A 24,033-nucleotide genomic window follows, 5' to 3' on the forward strand; every position below is an offset into this window, starting at 1 on the left:
GGAACCGCCTTATTCTGGCGTTGTCGTTCAGTTTGGCGAGTTTGACGCGGTGATCTGATCGAGGTGCGCGAAACGCGCCAGAGGACTTATCCAGAGAACTTATAGAGTGAGCGTTTCGTCGCAAGATAAGGTTCCGGTGCAGACGCCGTCTGAGATTTGGAAGGGGGTCGCCGTCGCGGTCGGCCTCGCCGTCGTAATCGTCGCAGCGGCGAAGGCCTCAGGCGATGTTGCGGCGCGCGTTTTCGACAGCTGGAGCCAGATCAACGAGGCGCGCGCCTTCAAGGCTGGCGAACCCGAAGCCCTGCTGACGGGCCGAGTCGCCGCATCGCTCTTCGCATTTCAGGCAGTGACGGTCGGCTCGCTACTTTTGCTTAACGCCCTTCGGCGCCGCGTTTCGGGCCTGCCGTTTTTGAACTTCGGCATGCCTCCCGGCGGCATCAAGACGCTTCTGCTCTCCATCGTTGCCCTGGCGGCGCTCGCCATGGCCTTCGCCTCCTTCGTTTTCGTCTTCAATCCGGAGGCGCTGAAACACGACCTGCAACCCTTCGCCGAAATGATGACCTCGCGGACGTGGTGGCTCATCCTCATCGCGGCCGGGATCGGCGCCCCGCTTGCCGAAGAGTGCCTGTTCCGGGGCCTGCTCTTCAAAGCCCTGCGCCCGTCGCCGTTGGGGTTTGCGGGCACCGCGTTCGTCACCGCCATTACGTGGGCAGTCCTGCACGCCAATTATTCGCCCTACGGCGTCGCCGCGATTACGCTGATCGGACTTTATCTGGCCTGGCTTCGCGAGCGCACCGGAACGCTATTGACTCCGGTCGTCTGTCATGGCGCCTACAACTCGCTGATCATTCTCGCGATGGCATTCTCGGGCGGCGGCTCGCTCGGCTGAGCCCACCGGGTTAGATCCGCGGTCTAGAATCGATTAGTGCTCTTGGGATGCGACAATACCTCGACCTGCTGCGCCGCGTGCGAACCGAAGGCGCGAAGAAAACGGACCGCACCGGTACCGGCACGCTATCGGTCTTCGGCCATCAGATGCGCTTTGACCTTGCCGAAGGTTTCCCGCTGGTCACGACGAAGAAGCTGCACCTGAAGTCCATCATCGTCGAGCTTCTCTGGTTTCTGTCAGGCGCGACGAACACCCAGTATCTGAAAGAGCACGGCGTCAGCATCTGGGACGAATGGGCGGACGCCGAAGGCAACCTCGGTCCCGTCTACGGCAAGCAGTGGCGGAGTTGGGAAACCCCGGATGGCGCGATGATCGACCAGATCGCGACCGCCGTCTCCGATCTGAAACGCAATCCGGATTCGCGCCGCATCATCGTGACCGCGTGGAATCCCGGCGATCTTTCGAAGATGGCGCTCGCGCCCTGTCACTGTCTCTTCCAGTTCTACGTCACCGACGGCAAGCTTTCCTGCCAGCTCTATCAGCGCTCGGCCGACGTGTTCCTCGGCGTGCCGTTCAACATCGCGAGCTACGCGCTTCTGACGATGATGATGGCGCAAGTGACGGGCCTGAAGCCGGGAGACTTCGTGCACACCTTCGGCGACGCGCACCTGTATCTCAATCACCTCGAGCAGGCTGATCTTCAGCTCTCGCGCACGCCGCGAGCCCTGCCTCAGATGAAAATAAATCCCGCCGTCTCGTCGATTTTCGATTTCAAGTACGAAGACTTCGAACTGACCGGCTACGACCCCTGGCCCCACATCAAGGCGCCCGTTGCGGTTTAGTCCCGGTTCAGTGCGTGCTCGACGTTTGAATGTCGCGAGCCTGAGGTTTGGTGTCTGTTTTGGCCTCAGTCGTGGCCGCCTGAAGTTGCTCCGAGCCCTTGAGAGGCACGATTGCGGTGACGATGTCATTCTGGTCGTAGGTCACCTGGGCGCTCATTGGCGTTCCGTTGAAATAGCCTTCCGTCGGAGTGCCGACCGCTTCCCATAAGCCCATCGTGAAGACGTCCGCGGCGCCGTGCAGAATCGCACGGCCCGCCTTCGCCCCGCCGCTGTAGCCCTGAGTAAAACTGAAGATATCGGTGCGAACACCTTTGTCTGTCTGGGTGCTTACGGGCGGACCCAATTCGGCGATCAGTCTCGCCCGCGGTTGGCCAGGTGAGAGGACCGTGAGGTCTTTGGCGTTCGGTTGGTTGGCCGCCATGTAGACAGCGCATCCGCTCCCGATAAGACCGGTCAAAAAAAATTGGGTGGCTGCCGCCAACCCATAGACCAAGCGCCGTTGCATTGCCCCGGTTTCCCCGTTGTCCCGTCTTTGAGACTAACGGTAGAGCGCACTCTGTACAAAGAGCAAGTTGCAGAAAGGATCGTTTCAACGGAATTTGCGTTTCCGCCGTTCATTCCGCCTGTTTGCTTCTTGCCGCGGTCGTTGCTATGCGGTCGCCATGAATGAAATCACTGTTTCCCTCATCGTCGCCGTCTCCGAGAACGGCGTCATCGGCCGCGACGGCGGCTTGCCGTGGCGGCTCTCGTCAGACCTGAAGACCTTTCGCCGTCTGACCATGGACAAGCCCATCATCATGGGCCGCAAAACGTTCCAGTCGATCGGCAAGCCGCTCGATGGCCGCGACAACATCGTCGTCACGCGGGACCCGTCATTCGAGGTCCCCGGCGTTTCGGCATGCGATACGGTGCGCGACGCGCTGACGCTCGCCCGCGTTCTCGCGAGGACCCGCGGCGCCGAGGAAATCATGGTTATCGGCGGGGCCGGGGTCTATGACGTCGCGCTTCCCGTTGCAGATCGCATCTATCTGACGCGCGTGCACGCGGTCGTTGAAGGCGACCGCCACTTCGCAGCCCTCGATGCCTCGGAATGGATCGAGGCGAGCCGGGAAGAGCTGCCGAAGGGCCCGCGCGACGATCATGCGTCGACGCTTTACGTTTACGACCGCCGGATCGCAAAAGCATGAGGCTTCGGGCCTCGAAGCACTTGAAGCGGCGCCACAAAGCCCCAAATTGCGGATTAGCCAATTTAAGCGGAATTTGCGATCAATCGGGCACTGCCCTATAAGCTCCCGCAAAATCTGTTTTTACGGCGTGGCTCAAGCCTTTGCAGGCATGACTAACGTCCGGCGACAGCCAAACGTTGCCGGCATCTTCAAAGCGGGGGTCACGATTTCACCTTTCAGCTCAAATGCAAATGAGGCCCTGACTTATGCCCTGGAGTAATCAAGGCGGTGGCGGCAACCCCGGTGGGAATGGCGGCCGCAAGGGCGGCGGTGGTCCGTGGGGCCAAGGGCCATGGGGTCCATCCGGTGGCGGCGGGGGCGGCGGTAAGGAACCCCCTGATCTCGACGAGATTCTGCGGCGTGGCCAGGATCGCGTGCGCAAGGTGATGCGCGGCGGCGGCGGCAACGGCAATGGCGGCGACGGCTTCGGCGGCGGCGTCCCGAAACCCTTCATCTTTTTCATCGCGATGCTGCTTCTGGCAGGCGTCGCGTTCTACGGCTTCTTCTTCCGCGTCAATCCGGACGAGCAGGGCATCGTCCTCCGCTTCGGCAAGTTCGACCGTTGGGAGCCGTCGGGCCTGCATTTCCGCTGGCCCTATCCGATCGAGGAAGTTCGCCTGCCGAAGGTCACGCAACAGCGTACGATCGAGGTCGGCGCCGGTCGCAGCGTCATCGGCGGCCAGGACAGCGGTTTGATGCTGACGGGCGACGGCAGCGTCGTTGACGCTCGCTTCGTCGTCTTCTGGCGTATCAGCCCGGAATCGGATGCCACGACAGGCGAGACGGGCGTCGAGCAATACCTCTTCAACATCGCTCAGCCCGAGACGACCGTTCGCGAAGTCGCCGAAAGCGCCATGCGCGAGGTCGTCGGCCAGTCGAGCCTTCAGCCGCTCCTGACGGGCGGCCGTCAAAAGACGCAGGAAGACGTGCGCGCTCTGATGCAGAAGACCCTCGATTACTATCGCGCCGGCATCAAGATCGATCAGATCCAGCTCAAGGAAGTCGACCCGCCGGCGGAGGTCATCGGTTCGTTCCGCGAGGTTGCGGCGGCGGGCCAGGAGAAGGAAACCCTGATCAAGCAGGCGCAAACCTATCAGGATCAGGTGACGCCGCGTGCCCGCGGCGATGCCGACCGCATCATCGCAGCCGCCGAAGGCTACCGCGATCAGACGGTCGCCGAGGCGACGGGTCAGGCTGCCCGCTTCCTCAAGGTCTACGACGAATACAAGAAGGCGCCCGACGTGACACGCGAACGGCTCTATCTCGAAATGCAGGAGCGCGTTCTGTCCGGAGCCGACAAGATCATTCTCGATCAGAAGAACACCGGCCAGGGCGTTGTGCCGTTCCTGCCGCTGGAGCAGCTCCAGAGACAGCGCGACCAGCAACAGACCGACGGAGCGAAATAATATGCGCGCGTTCTTCGCATTTATCCTGACCGTTCTCGGTCTCGCCGCGCTGGGGCTCTATGCTTCCGCATTCATCGTCCACCAGAACGAGCAGGCGCTCGTGCTCCGCTTCGGTAATCCGCAGCAGTCAATCACGACGCCGGGTCTCAAGTGGAAGGTGCCGTTCATCGACACCGTCGAAAAGTTCGACAAGCGCATCCTCGATCTCGATACGACCGAGCAGGAAGTGACGGCGTCGGATCAGCAGCGGCTCATCGTCGACGCTTACGCCCGCTATCGCATCATCGACCAGCTGAAGTTCTATCAGAACGTCCGCTACGAGGATCGCGTCCGCGAGGTTGTCGGCCCGCTGATCGAATCCGAAATCCGCCGTGTTCTTGGCTCTGCAACTCTGCAGGAAGTGGTCAAGGACAAGCGCGAAAGCCTGATGAAGCAGATCGCGACGCAGGTGAACAAGGAAGGCCGCGACTACGGCCTCGAAGTCGTCGACGTACGCATCAAGCGCGCCGACCTTCCGAAGGAAAACCTCGTTAAGGTCTATGACCGGATGCGGGCAGACCGTGTTCGCGAAGCGACCGAGCTGCGCGCCCAGGGCGAAGCGGAAAGCAACCGCATCCGCGCCAACGCCGATAAGGATGTGACGATCATCAAGGCGACGGCGACGCAGAAGTCCGACGAAATCCGCGGCGACGGCGAAGCCGAGCGTAGCCGGATCTTCGCGGATGCCTTCGGCAAGGACCCTGAATTCTTCCGGTTCTATCGCTCGATGCAGGCCTACACGTCGGCCATCAAGCCCGACGACACCCGCATGCTGCTATCCCCGGACAGCCAGTTCTTCCGGTATTTTCAGGACCCTAACGGCAAGGCGCCAGCCGCGTCCGCGCCGTCCGCCGGGCGATGAACGATCTTCTCGCCGGGCTTGGCATCGCCCTCGTGCTCGAGGGCCTGCTTTGGGCCGCCGCGCCTCACCAGGCGCGGCGGGCTGTTGAAGAAATTGCAAGTTTAAATACCACCCGGATTCAGGTCTGCGCCGTCGCCGCCGTGGCGCTCGGCGTTTTTGTCGTTTGGCTGGCACGGGGATAAGCCGCACGGCCACCTTATCCCCGCGGCGCACCGGTGTGCTAACGTCGCCATGTTGACGCTCGGATGTTGCGCCAATAACGCCTGTCCGGCTGAACCCGGTCCCCTGGAACGGGGCCGAATTGGCATGCGACCCGATCAGATCCTGGAGCCCTCGCGATGATCAATAAACCTTCGGCGCTTTTTGTCGGTATCGGCTTCGTCGCGTTGCTGATAGCCGGAGCAGCAACGCCGGCTCTCGCCGAATTCGCCAATGGGCCGCAGTCCGTCGCGCCGCTCGCCAAGCGCCTCTCCGACGCCGTCGTCAACATCGCGACATCGCAAACCGTCAAAGGCCCAGCTGGCGTCCCCCTGCCGAAAGTGCCGAAGGGAGCGCCCTTCGAAGATTTCTTCGACGATTTCTTCAATAAGCGCGGCGGCGTGCCCCACGGCGATCGCAAGATCTCCTCGCTCGGCTCAGGCTTCGTGATTGACGGCAAGGAAGGCCTGATCGTCACCAACAACCACGTCATCGAAGGCGCCGAGGAGATCGACATCAATTTTCACGACGGCTCCAAGCTCGTCGTCGACAAGATCCTCGGCCGCGATACCAAGGCCGACCTCGCGCTGTTGAAGGTCTCGCCGAAGAAGCCGCTCGCCGATGTGAAATTCGGCTCCTCTGCTGACATCGAAGTCGGCGATTGGGTCCTGGCGATCGGCAATCCGTTTGGCCTCGGCGGCTCCGTTTCGGTCGGTATCATCTCGGCGAAAAGCCGCGACATCAATTCCGGCCCCTACGACGACTATCTGCAGACCGATGCCGCGATCAACAAAGGCAACTCTGGCGGCCCGCTGTTCAACATGAACGGCGAAGTGATCGGCGTGAACACCGCAATCATCTCTCCGACCGGCGGCTCGATCGGCATCGGCTTCGCCGTTCCCTCCGATACCGTCTCGAAAGTCATCGCGCAGCTGAAGCAGTACGGCGAAGTGCGGCGCGGCTGGCTCGGCGTCAAAATCCAGACGGTCACCGGCGACATCGCCGAGACGCTGGGATTGCCGGAAAACACTGGCGCGCTCGTCGCCGCCGTGACGCCCGACAGTCCGGCATCGAAAGCCGGACTTGTCGCCGGCGACGTCATTTTGAAGTTCGACGGCAAGGACGTGACGAGCATGCGCGGCCTGCCGAAGATGGTCGCCCAGGCCGCCGTCGGCCAGGCGGTCGATATCGAGCTTTTACGCAAGGGTCAGAAGCAGAACACGCAAGTGACCGTCGGACGTCTTGAAGACGACGACGACAATGCGAGCGACCTGAAGAGCGACACCGGCAAAGACGACGATCCGAAGGGTTCGGCCATCATCGGCCTGCAGCTTTCGCCGCTGAACGATGATCTGCGCAAGAAATACAACCTCGACGACAAGATCAAAGGCGTGGTGGTCGAAGCGGTCGATCCGCAGAGCCCCGCCGCCAGCAAGGGCCTGAAAGTGGGCGATGTCATCGTCGAAGCGGCGCAGGACAGCGTCTCCGAGCCCGACGACGTCGCGAAGAGCATCGAGAAGGTCAAGAAGGCCGGTCGCAAGGCCGTGCTGCTCCGTGTCGAGAACGGCAAAGGCGACCTCCGCTTCGTCGCAGTGCCCGTGTCATGATCCGCGTGCTATCGCAGTCAGAAATTCTCTTCAGGAGGTAATTCGTGTCCAACGGTCACGGCATTCTCGATACGATCTTCGACCAGCTATCGCCCGTGCATCCCGATGGACACAAGTTCGTTGCCATTGGCGCGGCGGTGACGCTGCTGTTCTTCTTCCTCTATCCGCCGCTCGGCTGGCTCTGCGCCGGCATCACCGCCTGGATCATCTACTTCTTCCGCGATCCGCAGCGCGTCACGCCGTTACGGCCGGGCCTGGTCGTCTCCGCCGCCGATGGCAAGATCTCCGGCATCGAGAAGGTCGTCCCCCCCGTCGAGCTCGGCATGGGACCGGAGCCACGGACCCGGATTTCGACATTCCTCTCCGTGTTCGACGTTCACATCAATCGCGCTCCCGTTGCCGGTCGCGTCCTGAAATCGGTTTACGTCCCCGGCACCTTTGTGAACGCTGCCCTCGACAAGGCCAGCGAAGACAACGAGCGCCGCCTTATCGTCATCGAGACCCCTGCCGAGGGCGACGTCGGCGTGGTGCAGATCGCGGGACTTGTCGCCCGGCGTATCGTGACCTTCGTCGAGGTTGGCGACGCCGTTGGCGTCGGCCAGCGGTTCGGCCTGATCCGCTTCGGGTCGCGCGTGGACGTTTATCTGCCACCCGGCAAAACGGCACTTGTTAGTGTCGGGCAACGTGCGATTGCAGGCGAGACGGTTTTGGCAGATCTTCAGTCCGTCGAACCGGAACGCGAGTCGCGCCGCGCCTGATCTCGGGCGCGCCGTTGCAAACGGGCGAAGGCCATAAGGAGCCTGCCATGGATACGGATGAGCCATTCATCGAGACCGAAACGCGCCGCCGCAGACGCCGGTCTCTGTTTCGTCACCGGCGCGTTCCGGTCCGGATGCTCGTGCCGAATTTCTTCACGCTCCTCGGCCTTTGCGCCGGCCTGACATCGATCCGCATGGGCATCGAAGGCCGCTACGATCTGGCGCTTGCGGCGATCGTCTTTGCCGCCTGTCTCGATGGCATCGACGGCCGCATCGCGCGCCTGCTGAAAGCATCCTCGCGCTTCGGCGCCGAACTCGATAGCCTCGCCGACTTCGTGAACTTCGGCGTCGCGCCCGCGTTCCTGATTTTCAATTGGGGATTGGGCGACTTGAAGAGCGCCGGCTGGATCTGCGTCATGATCTTCGCGCTGGCTTCGGCGCTCCGCCTTGCGCGCTTCAATGCGGCACTCGATGACGACAAGCCGAAGTGGCAATCGAACTACTTCATGGGCATGCCGACGCCTGCGGCCGCCATTGCGGTTCTGCTGCCGCTTTATCTTGATCAGCTCGGCCTCGCCGACATCAAGGCGCAGTGGGGGCTGAAGATCGTGCTCGTCTACACGGTATTCATCGCCTTCATGATGGTGTCGTCGATCCCGACCTACTCCGGCAAGCTCGTCGGCGAGCGCGTCGGACGCGAATGGGTGTTGCCGATCTTCGTCGTCGCCATCGGTATCGTCGCGTTCCTGTTCACGTATCCCTACGAAACGCTGACGGCACTGACGCTCCTTTATCTCGGTTTTATTCCGGCGAGCTGGCGGAACTTCCGTGACCGCTGTGAGGGTGAGAGTGCGGCCGCAGCAGCGGCTGCGGCTGAGGCGGCCTCCGGCGCGAGCAGCACGGCGGCCGGACCGCAAAACGGCGGCGAGCAAACCGCAGGACAGCAGAATTCAGGGCGGATTTTCACCTTCCGCCCGACCGACCCGCCGAAGTAATGGGCTGGCGGCCGGCTCGCGGAACGCGAGTCGACCGCGCCGGATGCTCACTTCGTCTCTTCGGGCTGGCGATTGTAGATGTCGTCGGTCCGCATGATGTCGTCCTCGCCGAGGTACGAACCGATCTGCACTTCGATGATTTCGACGGGAACCTTCCCCGGGTTCTGCAGGCGGTGCCACTGCGTCGCAAAAATATAGACGCTTTCGTTCTCGCGAACGAGCTGCTCTTTCTCGCCGATCGAAACCTGCGCCGTTCCCTGCACGACGATCCAGTGCTCCGACCGGTGATGATGCATTTGCATGGAAAGCTTGCCGCCGGGCTTCACGTGCAGAAGCTTCACTTGGAAACGCGGCCCGATGTTGAGCGTCTCGAAATAGCCCCACGGCCGGTAGTTCCTGAGGTGCTGCTCATGCTCCTTGCGGTTCGACTGCTTCAACCGCTGTACGATCTTCGAAACGTCCTGCGCCCGGCCCTTGTCGGCGACCAGCAGCGCGTCGGGCGTATTGACGATGACGAGATCGTTGACGCCGAGCGTCGACACCATCGCGCGCTCGGAATGCACGTAGCATCCCGACGTGTCTTCAAGCACTGCTTCGCCCTTGATGAAGTTGCCCTTGTCGTCGCGAGGCGCGATTTCCCACAGCGACGACCACGAGCCTACGTCGTTCCAGCCGACGTTCATCGGCAGGATCGCCGCCGCCCGCGTCTTCTCCATCACCGCATAGTCGATCGAGATGTTGGGAGCCGCCGCAAAGCCGTTGCGATCGAGGCGCAGGAAGCCGAGGTCTTCCGTCGCCCCGGCGAGAGCCGCGCGCGCCGCCTCGAGAATTTTCGGCTCGAGGCGCTCGATCTCCGAAAGATACGTCTTGGCGTTGAGCGCGAAAATTCCGCTGTTCCAGAAATAAGACCCGTCTGCGAGATAGCTTTCCGCCGTTGCTCGGTTGGGCTTTTCCGCAAAGCTCTCGACGCTGAATGCATGGCCATCAAAACCGGGCAGCGCCGCGCCGCGCTTGATGTAGCCGTAACCCGTGTGCGGCTCCGTCGGCTTGATGCCGAAGAGGACGAGCTTGCCGCTTGCCGCGACTTCGGCAGCGCGGCGGATGTTCTCCGCGAACGCCGCCCCGTCTTCGATGACGTGGTCGGACGGCATCACCGCAAGGATGGCGTTCGGATCATTCTGCAAGGCAATCAGAGCCGCCACCGCGATCGCGGGCGCGGTGTTGCGCGCGATGGGTTCAAGCACGATCGCACGCGGCTCGAGGCCCGCGCGTTCCAGTTCCTCGCGCACGAGAAAGCGATGATCGTTATTGCAAAGGAGGATGGGCCGCTCGAAGCCCGCGTGCGGCGGCAGCCTGCCGAGAGCCGTTCCGAGAAACGACGCGCTTTGGCCGTTGAAGAAGCGAATGAACTGTTTCGGGTACATCGCCCGCGAAAGCGGCCACAGCCGCGTGCCCGATCCGCCTGACAAAATGACTGGGTGAATATTGCTCATAAGGAATGATACCCCCCAAATCTAAAAGTCTGATGTCCGGCCGCGCTCATGAGCGAAAGATAATAGGGAGAAGCCGTTCCGCTCCAAACGCCATTCTGACGCAATGTGTACGGCCGAAATGCCCAATTCGCATGGAAATCTTCTGCAAATCTTACTTCAATCAGCCGATGGGACGGGTCAGCCGTTCCCGTAGCGACCGGAGTGTTTCGGCCGATGTTGCCGGCTTGCTGCCCTGTTGCGAGGCTTGAACGTTGCTCGAAGGCAAAGGCGGCGGAGCCTCACGACGCGGCAACGGCGCGCTGGACCGCGGCGGCGAGACGGACGATGTGCCAGCATGTGGTAGCGGTTGTTCACGAACCTCCGACTCTGCCGGGTGCGCGTGCGCATGAAGGCCGAGTGCATCGGCCATCATAGCGAGTTGCTGCGGCCCGTCGGCGGTCGCCGGAATTCCCGAAGCGCGCCAACGCTCGACGATTTGATCGAGGAAGCCTTCGTCGCCGAGCGACGTCTGCCACCGCTCGGAGAAATTCGCCGATGACGATTTCGGCAGCGCGCGTTTCGGCAATTCGTCGAATTTGATGCGAACCGGCAAAGCCATGCCGTCGCCGAACGCGATGGCTTCGCGCTGGCCGAGCGATGGCAGGAATTCGAGGAGCCCGGCGCCCGTATCGGCGACCGCCGACGCGACGATCTCCTGGTCGCGGTCGTTCGACATGCGGAGCGCAAAGACCGTATTGCACTGGGAAAGAATGGTCGGATCGATTTCTGCGGGACGCTGCGTGACGATGCACAGCGAAGCGCCGTATTTTCGGCCTTCCTTCGCGATCTTGGCGATGGCGCGCTTGCACGGCTCGAAGCCGAGCGTCGAATTCGCCGGAACGTATCGGTGCGCCTCTTCGCAAACCAGCGTCACCGGCACTTGTCCTTCGCTCCACAGCGCGAAGTCGAACGTCATGCGGCACAGCACCGAGACGACGACGTTGACGACTTCCGACGGAATGCCGGTCAGCTCGAGGATCGTAATCGGTTTGCTGTTGACCGGAACCCGGAAAATGCGTCCGAGAACTTGCGTCATGCCGTCGTAAACGGTCAGCGAGCCGAACATGAAAGCGTAACGGCCGTCCTGCGAGATCGTCTCGATCCGGTGCTTGAGTATTCGGTAGGGCGCGAGATCTTTTCTGTTCTCGAGCTTGCCGAGCCGTTCGTCGATCAGCAGCAGCAGATCGGAAATGCGATAGGGAACCGGCGTGTCGACCGTGTAGCGGCTGGCGTCGCTGAAGCCGCGGCGAAGCTTCGCCGGTTCCGACGAGCGGCTGCTGTTGTAGCGCGCCTTCGCGATCGGGATCACTTCCTGCAGGATCTCGATCTCGGCCTTCCGGTCGCCGTCTCCGACGAGAACTTCCTGGATCTCCTCGAACGTCAGCAGCCAGTACGGCAGCTGCATGTTCCGCGGCGAGATCACCTCGGCCCACTCGCTGAACGCCGTGGCATACTCGTTGTGCGGATCGAGCAGAACGATGTGGGCGTTCGGATTTTTTTCGACGATCGATCGAAGGATCAGCGCCGTCGTGCACGACTTGCCGGTGCCGGTCGTGCCGAGGATCGCGAAGTGCTTGCCGAGCAGTTCGTCGACCCGAACCATTGCCGGGATCGAGCTGTCCTGCCGGATGGAGCCGACGCGGACCACGGCTTCGCTATCGCCGCAGAATGTCGCCTCGAGTTCCGTGCGCAATGCCAGCCGCACGCGGTCGCCGAGCCCCGGATAGCCGCTGACGCCGCGGTTGAATTTCGGCGGCTTGCCTTCGCCCGCGCTGGTCAATTCGCCGACCATTCCGAGTTCTGCGATCCAGACTTCGCTGTCGCCTTCGCGCTGCGAGGGAACCGGAACGCTCAGCGCCGAAACGATGGCGAGGACGGTCGTACGCGTTGTCTCGATGGCGAGCAGCGTGCCCATTTCGGGCCGCCCGTCGGGCGAGCGCGCGCGCAGCTCGCCGGCGCCGTCAAGCAGAACGATCGCCTTCGATCCGGTAACCGAAACGATGCGCCCGATGGAGGCATTGGAGCCGCCGTTCAGTTGGTTCTGGTTGTGATTGCCTGACATTCCCATCCGGATCTCGGGCTCATTCACTGCCATTGGAAATAACGTAACTGGTATCGACCGCGCTTACGCTGTTCCGGCCGGGAAGGTTGATGATGACCTCGGTGCCGGTGCCCTTGCTCGAACGGAGTTCGACCGAACCCCCATGAAGCTCGACAAGCGCTTTCGCGATCGGCAATCCAAGGCCCGCGCCCTCGCGCCAGCGCGAACGGCCGCCGTCCACCTGTCCGAAGGGCGTCATCGCGATTTTGATTTCTTCGTCCGTCATTCCGACGCCGCTGTCGCGGATGGCGATGATGACGCCCCCGTTGTTGGTCCGCCGCGCACTGACGTCCACGGTGCCGTCCGCCGGCGTGAACTTCAGCGCGTTGGAAATGATGTTCGTGAAGATCTGGCGCAGTTTTTCGGCGTCGCCTCGGATCGGCTGCAGATCGGGCGCGATAGCGAAGCGCAAATCGACATGCGCCTCGGTAGCCATCATCCGGAACGCGCTGATGCTGCCGGCGAGAATCTCGCCGACATTAACTTCGCGCGCCTCGAGCGTATATTTTCCGCTCTGAATTTTAGAGATATCCAGAATATCGTTGATGACGGAGAGCAGCTGCCCCGCCGCATCCTGGATGAGCGTCGCGTACTCGACGATCTCCTTATCGGGCAGGCGCCGCACGTGATGCTGCGTCAGGAGCTTGGAAAATCCGATGATCGTGTTCAGCGGCGTCCTGAGCTCATGGCTCATGTTGGCGATGAACTCGGATTTCACCTTACCGGCGAGCTCAGCGTCGATACGTGCCGATTGCTCTGCAATGACGGCGCGGTGACGCAATACGGCATCGCTCAAAAGCGTGGCATACTCATTCATCAAGGAGTTGGATTTGGCGTTTCCAACTGATCCAAAAATCATAACGCGGAACCCAACGCACAGGCTGCAGCGGATTCAATCTAGGGGCGAGTACCTAACTCAAGGTTAATCCAAAAGCCGTGAAAACTACGGCGCACCGCAGCAAATCGTCGGCGTTTTAGCAAAATTGCTTGGATTTTCCGGCGGGTACAATTCGCGGTTGCGGGTTGTTACAAGGTGGGGCGTCGGAAGCGCGCACCAGCACGTGGCTCCCGGGCACGCCTCACCTGCGCCACCGGCTCTAATCAAATCCTGCAAAATTCAGCGCATTATGAATTTGAACGGCTGGGTAAACGCCAGCGGCTTGATGCTGACCTCCGGCGGGATGGGCGGAAATGGCGCTGCCCGGTCGAGTGCCGCCGTCGCCGCGTCGTCCAAAAGCTTCGAGCCCGAGCTTGTGGCGACTTCCTTCGACAGCAGCTTGCCATCGACGTCGACCGTAAATCTCATCACCACGGTACCGGCGACGGCCGACCGCGGATTGATCTTGGCGCGCTGCACGTGATCGTTGATCTGGCCGAGATATTGGCCGAACGCCTTGGCGTCACCGCCCGATTTCGCTTCGCCCGAACTCTGCTCGGTCACGATGGCGACCTGTTCCGGCTGCGACTTGGTCTCGACGACCTGCGGCTCCGGCGGCGGCTTATCGGGAGGCGGCGGCTCGTCCGTCTTGACTGTTTCGGTCTGAACCTCGCTGGCATCCGACGTGATGACGTCGCGAAGCTCGTCCGGCTTGACCTCCTCGGGTGGCTTGGCGCGCTGCTCCTGGATCGGAACGATCTCGCTCGTCTCGATGGTCTCCATCGCGTCGCCGAGCTTCGAAATGCCCTCGGTCGCAATGCCCTGTTGGACAAGCACGACGTCCATGCCCTTGCCGAGATCGAGAGCCTCCATACTGGAATTCTGCAGTTCCGGAAGCATGGCGTAGCCGATCGTCCCGTGGACGAGCACGGACAGCAGAACAGCAATCGCTCGCAATGCGTTCATTCCGGCGGTTCTCGGCATCAGTTCTTCACAGTCGCTCCCGATGGCGACGGTTGCGAGAGTAGCGAGACACGGGCGTAACCCGACTCTCCAACCCGTCCCAACAGCTCCATCACGTCGCCGTAAGCAATCTTCCTGTCGGCGCGGACATAGACGATGCCGTCACCCTCGCTCGACTTGATCTGCATGAGACGGGAAACGAGCGACTCGCGCGTCACTTCCTCGTCGCGGATGTAGAGTTTGCCGTCCGGCGCCAGCGAAACGACCATCGGCTTTTTCTGCGCCCCGAGCTTCGAGGCGGACGTCTTCGGCAGATCAAGGGGCACGCCCTGCACCATCAACGGTGCCGCGACCATGAAGATGATCAGCAGCACGAGCATTACGTCAACGAACGGCGTGACGTTGATTTCGGCGAGGGGCTTGTAGTTATCGCCGTCTTCGCCCGACGAACCGCCAACGGACATTCCCATCAGTTCACACCCTCAACGCCGCGACGGGAAAGCGTTCGCGCCAACGCGACGATAACGGGCGTAACGCGTTCCGACGCGCGGCCGAGCGCGACCGTGATCTGGTTGTAGAAAATGACGGCTGGGATAGCGGCGGCAAGACCGATGGCCGTTGCGAACAAGGCTTCGGCAATGCCGGGCGCAACGACGGCCAAGCTCGTGTCTTTCTGCTGAGCGATGGCCGTGAACGAATTCATGATGCCCCAGACGGTTCCGAACAGTCCGATGAACGGCGCGGCCGAGCCGAGCGTCGCGAGAAACGGCAACCCCTGTTCGATGCTCTTCAACTTGCGTTTGACGGCGGCACGCATGGCGACTTCGAGACGGTCGCGCACCTCGCCTGACGACGCATTGTCCGAGTTTTCTGCCCACTCTGTACGGGCGGCATCACCCACGGCACCAACGAGGCTGCTGGCGCGGCCTGCAGGAAGAGTGGCCGAAGCGCTGCCTTTCTCGAGAGTGCGGATCTCGCGATTGACCAGCCATATGCGAATGAACTTTTCGAACGCTAACGCCCAGCATACGACCGAGGCCAGCAACAGCCCGATGATGATGCACTTCACGACGATATCGGCATGTTGGAAGAGGCCGAGGATCGACAAGTCTCTTCCGGCAATTTCTTCAGTCATTAGGCGGTCACCGCATTACTTTGAAAGTTGAACGTTCGTAAGTGTCGACGTCTTGAGGTTATCGAGGCAGCCGGAAACCGCACCGCCTTCAGCCTTGCATTCCATTACGTCGTTGATGAGGAGCGAGCCGATTTTATCGCACTGAATTCCGTCGATCTCGAAGAGCTTCACGGATTTCTTCTTGGGCTTGAGCGGCGCCAGATCGATGGAAAAGCGCTTGCCGATAACACCGTCTGTCTGAAACAGAACGAGATCGATCTTGAACGACTGATAGGTCGTTTCGCCCGGATTATTGACCACCATATAGGCTCGGCAGCCCTTCTCCGAAGCCTCGAGCTTGTTCAATTCTACGTGGGTCCCGGACGCCGGGGCAGCCGGTGTTTGAGCGGGATCAGCAACAACCTGTGTCGCGAAAGCACCGATCGGCAAGGCGAGCGCACAGGCCAGCCAGGAACGTTTGGAAGTTCTGATCACGCGATGACCTTTTCTTATCGAAAGGATGTCGGATTTGCGAAACGCGTGTAGCGATTTTGGCCGTCGGTTGCCAGTGTGAAATTCGTAAGATTAGAAGGTTGAGTTCAGCCCGTGGGAATTTGATTTAGAACAGTTTTCAGGTGCCGCCAAACGACAATCCGAGTACGGGATTTCTGCAATTGCGCCGCATCGAGAATTTTTCCCGAGCATTCGGGAAAAACTTCCCAAAATTGGCATCTCGTCACCCGCTGCGGAAGGTCGTTTTGCGCGCTGTAATCGGCCGCAAATCCATTTTGGACGGTTGTGGTGCCGATGCAATCGTCAGGCAGCGCGCTCGATTGTCGATATGCGGGCAGCTCGGCGGATCTCGTCGAAGATCGCGGCGAAGCTCATGATGCCGGTGGCCTGATCTTCGGCGACATCCGTCAGTACTGCGCCGACGACTTTCTTCTGATTGGCCTCGAGCAACGTCAGCGCCTTTCGTGCGAGCGATTGCGGAGTCCGGTGCCAGGCGGTGAGAAACACGATGTCGTCGGCAAGTTCCGCGAGCACGCGTGCGTCTGAGATCGGCAGCAACGGCGGCGCCGAGAGCACGATGATCGGGAAGCGCGATTTGAGGCCGGCGATTGCGCTCGAAAATTCTTGAGAGCGGATGGCGGTCGGCACCGCGAGCGGAATGGGCGCAGGTCCGGAAGCGGGCAAGAAATGCAGCCCCGTAAGGCCATCCCGGAGGATCGCATCTTCGATCGGGGCCCGTGCCGCGATCTGATTGAGAAGACCGCCGGAAATCTGCGGCGTCAGCTCGCGCGTCAGGCCCTTGCCGCGAAAATCGCAATCGACGAGGAGCGTTTGCAGAGCTGAGACTGCGAAATAGTGCGCGATGTTCGACGCGAATATTTCCGAGCCTTCGTCAGGCAACGCCGACGCGACCAAAATCACGCGCCCGGTCTCATGTCCAGTCTCATGCCCCGCCTCATCGCTTTTCCGCTGCCCGAGTTCGTTGCAGACCTTCCGAACCGCATCGGCATAAATGCCCTGGGGCTCGGCGACGATCATCCGCGCGCCGCGAGCGCTGGCCAACGGATCGCTCGGCGGCGCCATCGCCGGAATGGAGATCATGTGCGGGCAGGCGAGCGTCTTCTCGACCTTCCGCGTACGCAGCAGCGCTTCGCGTTCGAGCCATAGCGCAAGCATGATGGTGAGCAGCAGCGTCAATCCGCCCGTAATCGCGACGATGCGGATGCGCTTCGGTCCTGCAGCGCGGTCGGGTGAACCCGCGATGTTGACAATGCGCGGACCCGCGAAGGTCACGGCCGAGCCGTACTTCTCGACAAGCGATGAAAACATCCGCTCCGAAGCGCTGAGTTCACCCGGCTTGCGCACGGCCACGGCGGCTTTCGCAATAGGCGACGGTCTCTGCGCGAGGAATTGGTTCGCGATGGCATTGGCGATCCGCGCGGACTTTGCGCCATCGGTTGACGTGAATTGCACGTAGACGAGAAAAGTGCTGCGCACGCGGTTGATGCTGAGCCTATTCGAAATCGCCGCGCGAAGTTCTTCGCCGGGCGCCGGGCTGCGGAAAAGCCCCATGACCCGCGAGAGCATCGATCGCTTGTTGAATTCGGGATCGTCCGCAAGATGCAACTCGGTGATGACGGCATCGAGGATCGACGCCGACCGCAGGAATTCCATTTGCTTGTCGATCTCCTTCCGCTCGGCTTCCGAAGCGAGCGTATCGGACAGAGCCGGGTCCTCTTCTTCGACGGCTGGGGTTGGAGCCTTCCGCAGCGGATCCGTCTGGATCATGGTCGAGGCGACATATCGATCGGGAATGACGGCGACGATGGCCGCAGCGATGAGGGCGGCGGCGAGAGGCACGCCGGCGACCGCCCTGGCGCGCTTGACGACGGCCGAACGGGCACCCGAAAGCCCGAACCGGGTTCCTCGCTTTGCCTTAGGTGCCGCTACTTGATCCATCGTCCTGTAACGCCGGTGAAATCCGGTCGCCGAATACGTTCGTGCCCGAGCCGCGAACGCCGACTCACTCGGCCATTGTCAGGATCAATTATGAACAGGGCGTTTTTGGTTAACGTTTTCTGCGCAATACATGCATCAGCAACGGTCCCGCGATCCCTATCAAGAACGTCATGCCCGCCTATGCGGGGATGAGGGGGGAGTGGGTCCGGGCGGCTAGCGGAGCGAAAGCTTGGCGCCGCCCTCGTGCACGTCATAGGCGCAGCGGGCGCTGCCGGCGGTCAGGATGAGGTGCGGATCGCGGAAGCGCTGGGTCCAGAGCGGGTTTTGCGTATCCCAGATCGCGACGTTGATATCGGGATTGCCGATGACGGCCTCGATCGACGAGGCCGGTCCCCAGGAAGCTGTCGAGGAAACTGTCGAGGCGACCGTCGCATCGACGCGCGCCCCGGCCGGGCGCTTCGGAGCGTTCCGCCGGCAGACCTCGATGGCGCGCTCGCGATAGGCCTCGACTACGGCCTCGCCCATGGCGGTGCGATACGCATGGTCCTGATACCAGACCTTGGCAGCTGCAAGCAGGACCAAACCAAGCAGGATCTTACGCATGACGAGAGTCTCGAACGAGAAAGCGGGCCAACGGTTGGCGGAGCGCCATTCTGGGCCCCCTTGGTGAAAAAAGCGTTTCGCTTCGGCCGTTTGCGGTGCAGTGCAGCGGCGCACCGGGCTTGTCAGGACCGCCCCGGTCGGGCAAAAGCGGTGCCTGCGATCAACGTCCGATCTCCCGGAGAACACTCAACCAATGTCGAAAAAGAAGATCCTGATCACCTGGCCTTTGCCTGAAGCTGCCATGGCCCGCGCCCGAGAGACTTATGATGTTATCGCGCACGGCGACAACCCGAAGATCACCGTCGACGAGATGCTCGAGACGGCGAAGTCGGTGGACGCCATTCTGTTGACCCTCAACGAGAAGTGCCCGGCGCCGGTGATCGAGAAGATCCCCGAGAACATCAAGTGCATCTCGACGTTCTCGATCGGCTTCGATCACATCGATCTCGAAGCTTGCAAGAAGCGCGGCATCAAGGTCGGCAACGCGCCGCACGGCGTTACCGTCGCGACGGCGGAAATCGCCATGCTTCTTCTACTCGGTGCCGCCCGTCGCGCCGGAGAGGGCGAGAAGATGATCCGCACGCGCTCATGGCCCGGCTGGCAGCCGCTGCAGCTCGTGGGCCAGCGCCTCGACAATAAGAAGCTCGGTATCTACGGCTTCGGCAAGATCGGCCAGGCCCTCGCGCAGCGTGCGCGCGGCTTCGACATGGAAATCCATTACTACGACATCTATCGCGCGAAGCCCGAGGTCGAGGCGAAGTACAACGCCACCTATCACGACAGCCTCGACAGTCTCTTGAAGGTCTCGCAGTTCTTCTCGATCAACGCGCCTTCGACGCCGGAGACGCGCTACTTCTTCAACAAGGACGTGATCGAGAAGCTGCCGCAAGGCGCTATCGTCGTGAACACGGCGCGCGGCGACCTCGTCAAGGACGAGGACATGATCGCGGCGCTGAAGTCCGGACGCTTGGCCTACGCAGGCCTCGATGTCTTCGCCGGCGAGCCGAAGATCAACGAAGGCTATTACGATCTGCCGAACACGTTCCTGTTCCCGCATCTGGGATCGGCGGCGATCGAAGCGCGCAACCAGATGGGCTTCGAAGCGCTCGACAACATCGACGCCTTCTTCGCCGGCAAGGACATGCCGTTCAAGCTGGCCTGAATTCGTTTCGTCACGACCTCCAAATGGCCGGGCTTGCCCCGGCCATTTTTTGTGTCCGCTGTCAGGCAGATTCACTGCCTTCGGATCGCTTTCGAGTTGACATCCGCGCCATCACGTAACATATGAAGTTACATGAAGCGAGATAGCAAGCTGTCGGGCATTCTTCATGTCCTCCTCCACATGGCGGAGGCAAAAGCGCCGGTTACATCCGAAGCAATGGCGAAGGCCATGCAGACGAACCCCGTCGTCGTCCGCAGGATCATGGCGGGGCTGCGCGAGGCTGGCTTCGTCCGCTCGGGAAAAGGCCACGGCGGCGGCTGGACCATCGCCCGCGAGCTTTCCGCGATCACGATGCGCGACATCTACGTCGCGGTGGGGACGCCGGAGCTTTTCGCGATGGGCAATCGAACGGAAACACCCGGATGCATCGTGGAGCAGGCCGTGAATGCAGCGCTGGATGGCGCCTTCCGTGATGCTGAAACGCTTCTGCTTGACCGGTTCGCCAAGGTGACGCTGGCCGATCTCAGCGCCGACTTTCATGCTCGCATGCTCGCGAGCGGCAAAGCAATCGATTTGGGGACGATCCATGCAGCATGACGCTATCATCATCGGCGGTAGTTTTGCCGGATTGTCTGCAGCCATTCAAATAGCGCGAGGACGCCGATCGGTTTGCGTCATCGACGCTGGCAGGCCGCGCAATCGCTTCTCCGAAGCAGCGCACGGCGTCTTCGGTCAGGACGGAACGAACCCGCTCACGATGGTTGCTGCGGCTCGTGCTCAGGTGCAGCGCTATCCAACTGTGCGAACGCTCTTCGACGAAGCGAGCGGCGCCCGCGCCGTTGCTGGCGGTTTCGAGGTGACTCTCAAGAGTGGCGCAATACTGACGGCAACAAAGCTGGTGCTCGCGTTCGGTCTTTCAGACAGCCTACCGGAGCTGCCCGGCCTGGCCGAGCGTTGGGGCAAGAGCGTGCTCCATTGCCCTTATTGTCATGGCTTCGAATATGCGGGGCACCGCCTCGGAGTTCTCCAGACCATGCCGATGTCATCGCATCAGGCACTTCTCATTGCCGAATGGGGACCCACGACCTTGTACCTCAACGGCGGCGAATCTCCTGACGAGCAAACCCTGGCGAAGCTCGCGCAGCGCGGCGTGACAATCGAGCCAGCGCGGATAATGGCTCTCGAAGGCAAGAATTCCGCATTGTCGTCCTTGCATCTTGAAGATGGACGCCGCGCGCCGATCGACGCCCTCTACCTCGCGCCGCAGTCAAGATTGAACAGCACGATCGCCGAGCAACTCGGCTGCGCTGTGGACGAGACGCCTCTCGGACCCGTCATACGCACGGACGCCGGAAAGCAGACCACCGTGCCGGGCGTCTACGCCGCGGGAGATATCGCGCGCGTACCGCACAACGCGAACTGGGCGGTCGCCGATGGCATTACGGCGGGCGTGTTCTTGCATCAATCGTTGGTCTTCGAGCCGCTGGCCGCTTGAACGCGTCGTCCGTTACGGCTTCGGACCGCGTTCTTTCATCATCCACGCCGCGGCGCGGAGCAGCCGTGCATCGTCGCCACGCGCGCCAACGAGTTGCACGCCGAGCGGAAGGCCGCCGATGTTCAACAGCGGCAGCGAAATGCACGGCATCTCGAGATAGGTCCAAAGGCCGTTGAACATCGGACTGCCCGTGCTGCCGAGTCCGACGGGAGCGACGCCCTGGCTAGCAGGCGTCAGAATGGCATCGCACGTCGCGAGGATCGGACGAAGCGCGTCGTAGAGCGCGGTCTGCTTCTTCCGCGCGGCGTTGTAGTTCGCCTCGGAAAACGTCCGCCCCTCCGCGATGATCTCCTTGAGTTTCCCAGACACGCGATCCGGATTGGCGTCGGCAATCGGACCATAGTTTCGCGCGATATCCGAAAACTGTACGATCTGCTGGAGACGCAGGATCTCGTCGAACTCCGGCGGCAACGGCACCTCAGCAATTCCGAAGCGCGAAGCGAACTGTTCGAACGCCGCGCGCATGGCGTCATCGCCGTGCTGCCATGCCGGTGTTTTCACGAAAGCCAGACGCGGCGCGTGCAACTCGGATGCTTTGAGCGCCGCCAGAAGTGAAGGCTTCGCTTCGTCCGTCATGTCGGAATCGGCAGCGTCGGTGTCGCTGATGCCGTCGAACAAGAGCGCGATGTCCTCGACCGACCGAGCATAGCCGCCGATCGTATCGAGCGGCGGCGACTGAGCCAGAACGCCGGTGCGCGACGTGTAGCCGAACGTCGGTTTGAAACCGATGACGCCACAATAGGAGGCGGGCCTGATGACCGATCCCGCCGTCTGCGTGCCGAGCGCCAGTGCAACCTGATCGTCTGCGACCGCCGCAGCCGACCCTGACGAGGAGCCGCCGGGCGTCCGCTCGGGATCGTGCGGATTGCGCGTTTTGCCAGGGCCGAAGAACGCCAGCTCCGTCGTCACCGTTTTGCCGAGGATGATGGCGCCAGCGGCCTTGAGCGCCGTCACGACGAACGCATCTTGCAACGGCTGCCGACCGGCGAAAACTTCCGAGCCGAGTTCCGTCGGAAAGTCCTTCGTGTCGATGACGTCCTTGACGCCGACAGGAATGCCCGCGAGCGCTGGCATCGCTTCGCCACGGGCCCGCTTGGCGTCGCTCTCGCGCGCAGCCGCGAGCGCACGATCGGCATCGACATGTGTCCAGGCGCAAACGTCTGCGTCGCGCTCGGCGATCCGGGAAATGTAGGCACCCACAAGATCCGCCGACGTGACGTCACCCGCGATCAGAGCCTCGCGCGCTTCCGAAGCGGTGAGCCGCGTGAGGTTGTCTCGGCCGACATGTACCTTGCTCAACGGTTTGTCCCCTTGTTTCGAACGGTTGCCGGCTGTGCGGGCGCGGCAAGCCAGCGCGCGTGTCAATATCGCGGCATTTACAGGAAAGAAGCATTTTTTCTGTTCGAGGACCCAGCCGAGACAAAAAGCGCCGCGGATCGGCCGAAATCGGGCTTTCAGACAATTGTATCCGGCGCGGTTCGGTACTAGGACACCCCGGAGACGAATAAGAAGATCCTTGAGGACTATAAATAATGACGAGAGAAAACCGCCGCCCCGGCCGCCACTTCTTGCAGATCCCAGGGCCGACGCCCGTGCCGGAGCGCATTTTGGCGGCCATGTCGCGTCAGATTCTCGATCATCGTGGCCTTGAGTTCGGTCAGCTCGGCAGGCGCGTCCTCTCAGGAATCAAGGGCCTGTTCAAGACGCAGGGCCACGTCATCATCTATCCGTCGTCCGGTTCGGGAGCGTGGGAAGCCGGTCTCAGCAACACGCTGTCGCCCGGAGACACGGTCCTGATGTGCGAGACGGGCCAGTTCGCCGTTCTCTGGGAAGCCATGGCGCGCCGCCTCGGCCTCGAGACGGAAGTCATCCCGACCGATTGGCGCATCGGCGCCGACGCCAATCTCATCGAGAAGAGGCTGAAGGCCGACACGTCTCATAAGATCAAGGCGGTTTGCGTCGTCCACAACGAGACGTCGACGGGTTGCCTCACGCGACTCGACGAGGTGCGCAAGGCCCTCGATGCTACAAAGCATCCGGCGCTGCTCATGGTCGACGCGATTTCGTCGCTCGCCGCCGCCGATCTGCGTCACGACGAGTGGGGCATCGACGTGACCGTTTCCGGTTCGCAGAAGGGCATGATGCTGCCACCGGGCCTGTCGTTCACGGCCATCAGCGCCAAGGCGATCGAAGCCACGAAGACGGCTCAGCTCAAGAAGTCTTACTTCGCCTGGGACGACATGCTGTCGTTTAATGCGACGGGTTACTTCCCGTACACCCCCGCGACCGGCTTGCTCTACGGGCTCGCCGAGGCGATCGACATGATCAACGAGGAAGGCCTCGAGAACGTCTTCGCGCGTCACCGCCGCTTGGCCGAAGCGACGCGCCGCGCCGTCGAGGCATGGGGCTTCGAGATCCAGTGCCGCGATCCGAAGTACTACTCTCCCGCGGTGACGACGGTCGTCATGCCCGAAGGCCACAACGCCGATAACTATCGCAAGCTCGTTCTCGACAACTTCAACATGTCGCTCGGAACCGGCCTGAACAAGATCGCGGGCAAGGCCTTCCGCATCGCCCATCTGGGCGATACCAACGAGCTGACGGTCCTCGGCGCGTTGACCGGCGTCGAGATGGGCTTCGAGCTTGCGGGCGTTCCGTACCAGAAGGGTGGCGTCGCCGCCGCGATGAGCTACATCGCCGAAACGGCAGCCTCGGTGAAGGCCGCCGCCGCCTAAGACCAAGCGGTCGAGACGAACGAAGCGGCGCACTTTCCTCTCCGGGACAGGAGAGAATGTCCGTGCACCAGGCTCGCCGCTTCACTTTCCTCTCCCG

24 protein-coding genes are annotated in these 24,033 nt (G+C 61.8%); 13 read left to right on the forward strand and 11 right to left on the reverse strand.

Going from position 1 to position 24,033, the window contains the following annotated elements; all coding sequences use genetic code 11:
* The first annotated feature begins 106 nt into the window (after nt 1–106).
* Both AB4Z24_RS16860 and AB4Z24_RS16865 read left to right on the forward strand, forming a co-directional pair.
* A complete protein-coding gene (locus AB4Z24_RS16860) occupies nt 107–889 on the forward strand; it encodes a CPBP family intramembrane glutamic endopeptidase (protein ID WP_441710141.1) in 783 nt (260 codons plus the stop codon).
* A gap of 47 nt (nt 890–936) precedes the next feature.
* Nucleotides 937–1,731, forward strand: a complete 795-nt coding sequence (locus AB4Z24_RS16865) for a thymidylate synthase (protein ID WP_441710143.1) — start codon at nt 937–939, stop codon at nt 1,729–1,731.
* Nucleotides 1,732–1,738: 7 nt separating this feature from the next.
* Here AB4Z24_RS16865 and AB4Z24_RS16870 read toward each other — a convergent pair whose 3' ends face one another.
* Nucleotides 1,739–2,152 (reverse strand): hypothetical protein, encoded by a 414-nt coding sequence (locus AB4Z24_RS16870; protein ID WP_441710145.1) that lies wholly within the window; start codon nt 2,150–2,152, stop codon nt 1,739–1,741.
* A 241-nt stretch (nt 2,153–2,393) separates the two neighbouring features.
* On the opposite strand from AB4Z24_RS16870, the gene AB4Z24_RS16875 reads away from it, so the two are divergent.
* From AB4Z24_RS16875 to pssA, 7 genes are all read left to right on the forward strand, one after another.
* The gene (locus AB4Z24_RS16875) at nt 2,394–2,918 is read left to right on the forward strand and encodes a dihydrofolate reductase (RefSeq protein ID WP_441710147.1); all 525 of its coding nucleotides are present in this window, start codon (nt 2,394–2,396) and stop codon (nt 2,916–2,918) included.
* A 245-nt stretch (nt 2,919–3,163) separates the two neighbouring features.
* Nucleotides 3,164–4,363, forward strand: a complete 1,200-nt coding sequence (hflK, locus tag AB4Z24_RS16880; protein WP_441710149.1) for an FtsH protease activity modulator HflK — start codon at nt 3,164–3,166, stop codon at nt 4,361–4,363.
* Nucleotide 4,364: 1 nt separating this feature from the next.
* A complete protein-coding gene (gene hflC, locus AB4Z24_RS16885; RefSeq protein WP_441710152.1) occupies nt 4,365–5,264 on the forward strand; it encodes a protease modulator HflC in 900 nt (299 codons plus the stop codon).
* Nucleotides 5,261–5,446, forward strand: coding sequence for a DUF2065 domain-containing protein (locus tag AB4Z24_RS16890; RefSeq protein ID WP_290995075.1), 186 nt, complete (start codon nt 5,261–5,263; stop codon nt 5,444–5,446). Before hflC ends, AB4Z24_RS16890 begins: the two co-directional genes overlap by 4 nt.
* A gap of 156 nt (nt 5,447–5,602) precedes the next feature.
* The gene (locus AB4Z24_RS16895) at nt 5,603–7,069 is read left to right on the forward strand and encodes a Do family serine endopeptidase (RefSeq protein WP_441710154.1); all 1,467 of its coding nucleotides are present in this window, start codon (nt 5,603–5,605) and stop codon (nt 7,067–7,069) included.
* A 44-nt stretch (nt 7,070–7,113) separates the two neighbouring features.
* Entirely contained in the window at nt 7,114–7,827 is a 714-nt protein-coding gene (locus tag AB4Z24_RS16900) for a phosphatidylserine decarboxylase (protein ID WP_441710156.1), read from the forward strand.
* Between the two features lie 47 nt (nt 7,828–7,874).
* Nucleotides 7,875–8,822 carry a CDP-diacylglycerol--serine O-phosphatidyltransferase gene (gene pssA / locus AB4Z24_RS16905; protein ID WP_441710158.1) on the forward strand — a complete coding sequence of 316 codons (948 nt, stop codon included), beginning with the start codon at nt 7,875–7,877 and terminating at the stop codon, nt 8,820–8,822.
* Between the two features lie 47 nt (nt 8,823–8,869).
* Here the strand turns inward: pssA and AB4Z24_RS16910 are convergent, their stop codons facing one another.
* The 9 genes from AB4Z24_RS16910 to AB4Z24_RS16950 all read right to left on the reverse strand — a co-directional run bounded on the left by AB4Z24_RS16910 (nt 8,870) and on the right by AB4Z24_RS16950 (nt 18,484).
* A complete protein-coding gene (locus AB4Z24_RS16910) occupies nt 8,870–10,315 on the reverse strand; it encodes a mannose-1-phosphate guanylyltransferase/mannose-6-phosphate isomerase (protein WP_441710159.1) in 1,446 nt (481 codons plus the stop codon).
* A 160-nt stretch (nt 10,316–10,475) separates the two neighbouring features.
* Entirely contained in the window at nt 10,476–12,416 is a 1,941-nt protein-coding gene (locus tag AB4Z24_RS16915) for a helicase HerA domain-containing protein (protein ID WP_441710161.1), read from the reverse strand.
* 19 nt (nt 12,417–12,435) lie between these two features.
* Nucleotides 12,436–13,272, reverse strand: coding sequence for a sensor histidine kinase (locus AB4Z24_RS16920; protein WP_441710163.1), 837 nt, complete (start codon nt 13,270–13,272; stop codon nt 12,436–12,438).
* Nucleotides 13,273–13,572: 300 nt separating this feature from the next.
* Nucleotides 13,573–14,298: an energy transducer TonB family protein gene (locus AB4Z24_RS16925; protein ID WP_441710164.1), complete on the reverse strand. Its 726-nt coding sequence runs from the start codon at nt 14,296–14,298 to the stop codon at nt 13,573–13,575.
* A gap of 17 nt (nt 14,299–14,315) precedes the next feature.
* Entirely contained in the window at nt 14,316–14,765 is a 450-nt protein-coding gene (locus tag AB4Z24_RS16930; protein ID WP_441710166.1) for an ExbD/TolR family protein, read from the reverse strand.
* Nucleotides 14,765–15,430, reverse strand: a complete 666-nt coding sequence (locus AB4Z24_RS16935) for a MotA/TolQ/ExbB proton channel family protein (RefSeq protein ID WP_441710168.1) — start codon at nt 15,428–15,430, stop codon at nt 14,765–14,767. The genes AB4Z24_RS16930 and AB4Z24_RS16935 overlap by 1 nt, the downstream gene beginning before the upstream one ends.
* A 15-nt stretch (nt 15,431–15,445) precedes the next feature.
* A complete protein-coding gene (locus tag AB4Z24_RS16940; protein WP_441710170.1) occupies nt 15,446–15,904 on the reverse strand; it encodes a hypothetical protein in 459 nt (152 codons plus the stop codon).
* Nucleotides 15,905–16,225: 321 nt separating this feature from the next.
* Complete coding sequence (locus AB4Z24_RS16945; protein WP_441710171.1) at nt 16,226–17,881, reverse strand: Wzz/FepE/Etk N-terminal domain-containing protein; 1,656 nt, start codon at nt 17,879–17,881, stop codon at nt 16,226–16,228.
* Nucleotides 17,882–18,094: 213 nt separating this feature from the next.
* Nucleotides 18,095–18,484, reverse strand: coding sequence for a hypothetical protein (locus tag AB4Z24_RS16950; RefSeq protein WP_441710173.1), 390 nt, complete (start codon nt 18,482–18,484; stop codon nt 18,095–18,097).
* 193 nt (nt 18,485–18,677) lie between these two features.
* Here AB4Z24_RS16950 and AB4Z24_RS16955 point away from each other — a divergent pair, with 193 nt between their 5' ends.
* From AB4Z24_RS16955 to AB4Z24_RS16965, 3 genes are all read left to right on the forward strand, one after another.
* On the forward strand, nt 18,678–19,646 hold the full coding sequence (locus tag AB4Z24_RS16955; protein WP_290995051.1) for a 2-hydroxyacid dehydrogenase: 969 nt from the start codon (nt 18,678–18,680) through the stop codon (nt 19,644–19,646).
* A 132-nt stretch (nt 19,647–19,778) separates the two neighbouring features.
* Entirely contained in the window at nt 19,779–20,243 is a 465-nt protein-coding gene (locus AB4Z24_RS16960) for an RrF2 family transcriptional regulator (protein ID WP_441710175.1), read from the forward strand.
* Nucleotides 20,233–21,141 (forward strand): NAD(P)/FAD-dependent oxidoreductase, encoded by a 909-nt coding sequence (locus tag AB4Z24_RS16965; RefSeq protein WP_441710177.1) that lies wholly within the window; start codon nt 20,233–20,235, stop codon nt 21,139–21,141. Before AB4Z24_RS16960 ends, AB4Z24_RS16965 begins: the two co-directional genes overlap by 11 nt.
* Before the next feature lie 12 nt (nt 21,142–21,153).
* Here the strand turns inward: AB4Z24_RS16965 and AB4Z24_RS16970 are convergent, their stop codons facing one another.
* Nucleotides 21,154–22,500 (reverse strand): amidase, encoded by a 1,347-nt coding sequence (locus AB4Z24_RS16970; RefSeq protein ID WP_441710179.1) that lies wholly within the window; start codon nt 22,498–22,500, stop codon nt 21,154–21,156.
* 233 nt (nt 22,501–22,733) lie between these two features.
* Between AB4Z24_RS16970 and AB4Z24_RS16975 the strand changes: the two genes are divergently transcribed.
* Nucleotides 22,734–23,936: a pyridoxal-phosphate-dependent aminotransferase family protein gene (locus AB4Z24_RS16975; RefSeq protein ID WP_441710181.1), complete on the forward strand. Its 1,203-nt coding sequence runs from the start codon at nt 22,734–22,736 to the stop codon at nt 23,934–23,936.
* Nucleotides 23,937–24,033 lie beyond the last annotated feature (97 nt).

Source organism: Hyphomicrobium sp. 2TAF46 (assembly GCF_052114865.1).
Taxonomy (GTDB): Bacteria; Pseudomonadota; Alphaproteobacteria; order Rhizobiales; family Hyphomicrobiaceae; genus Hyphomicrobium_B.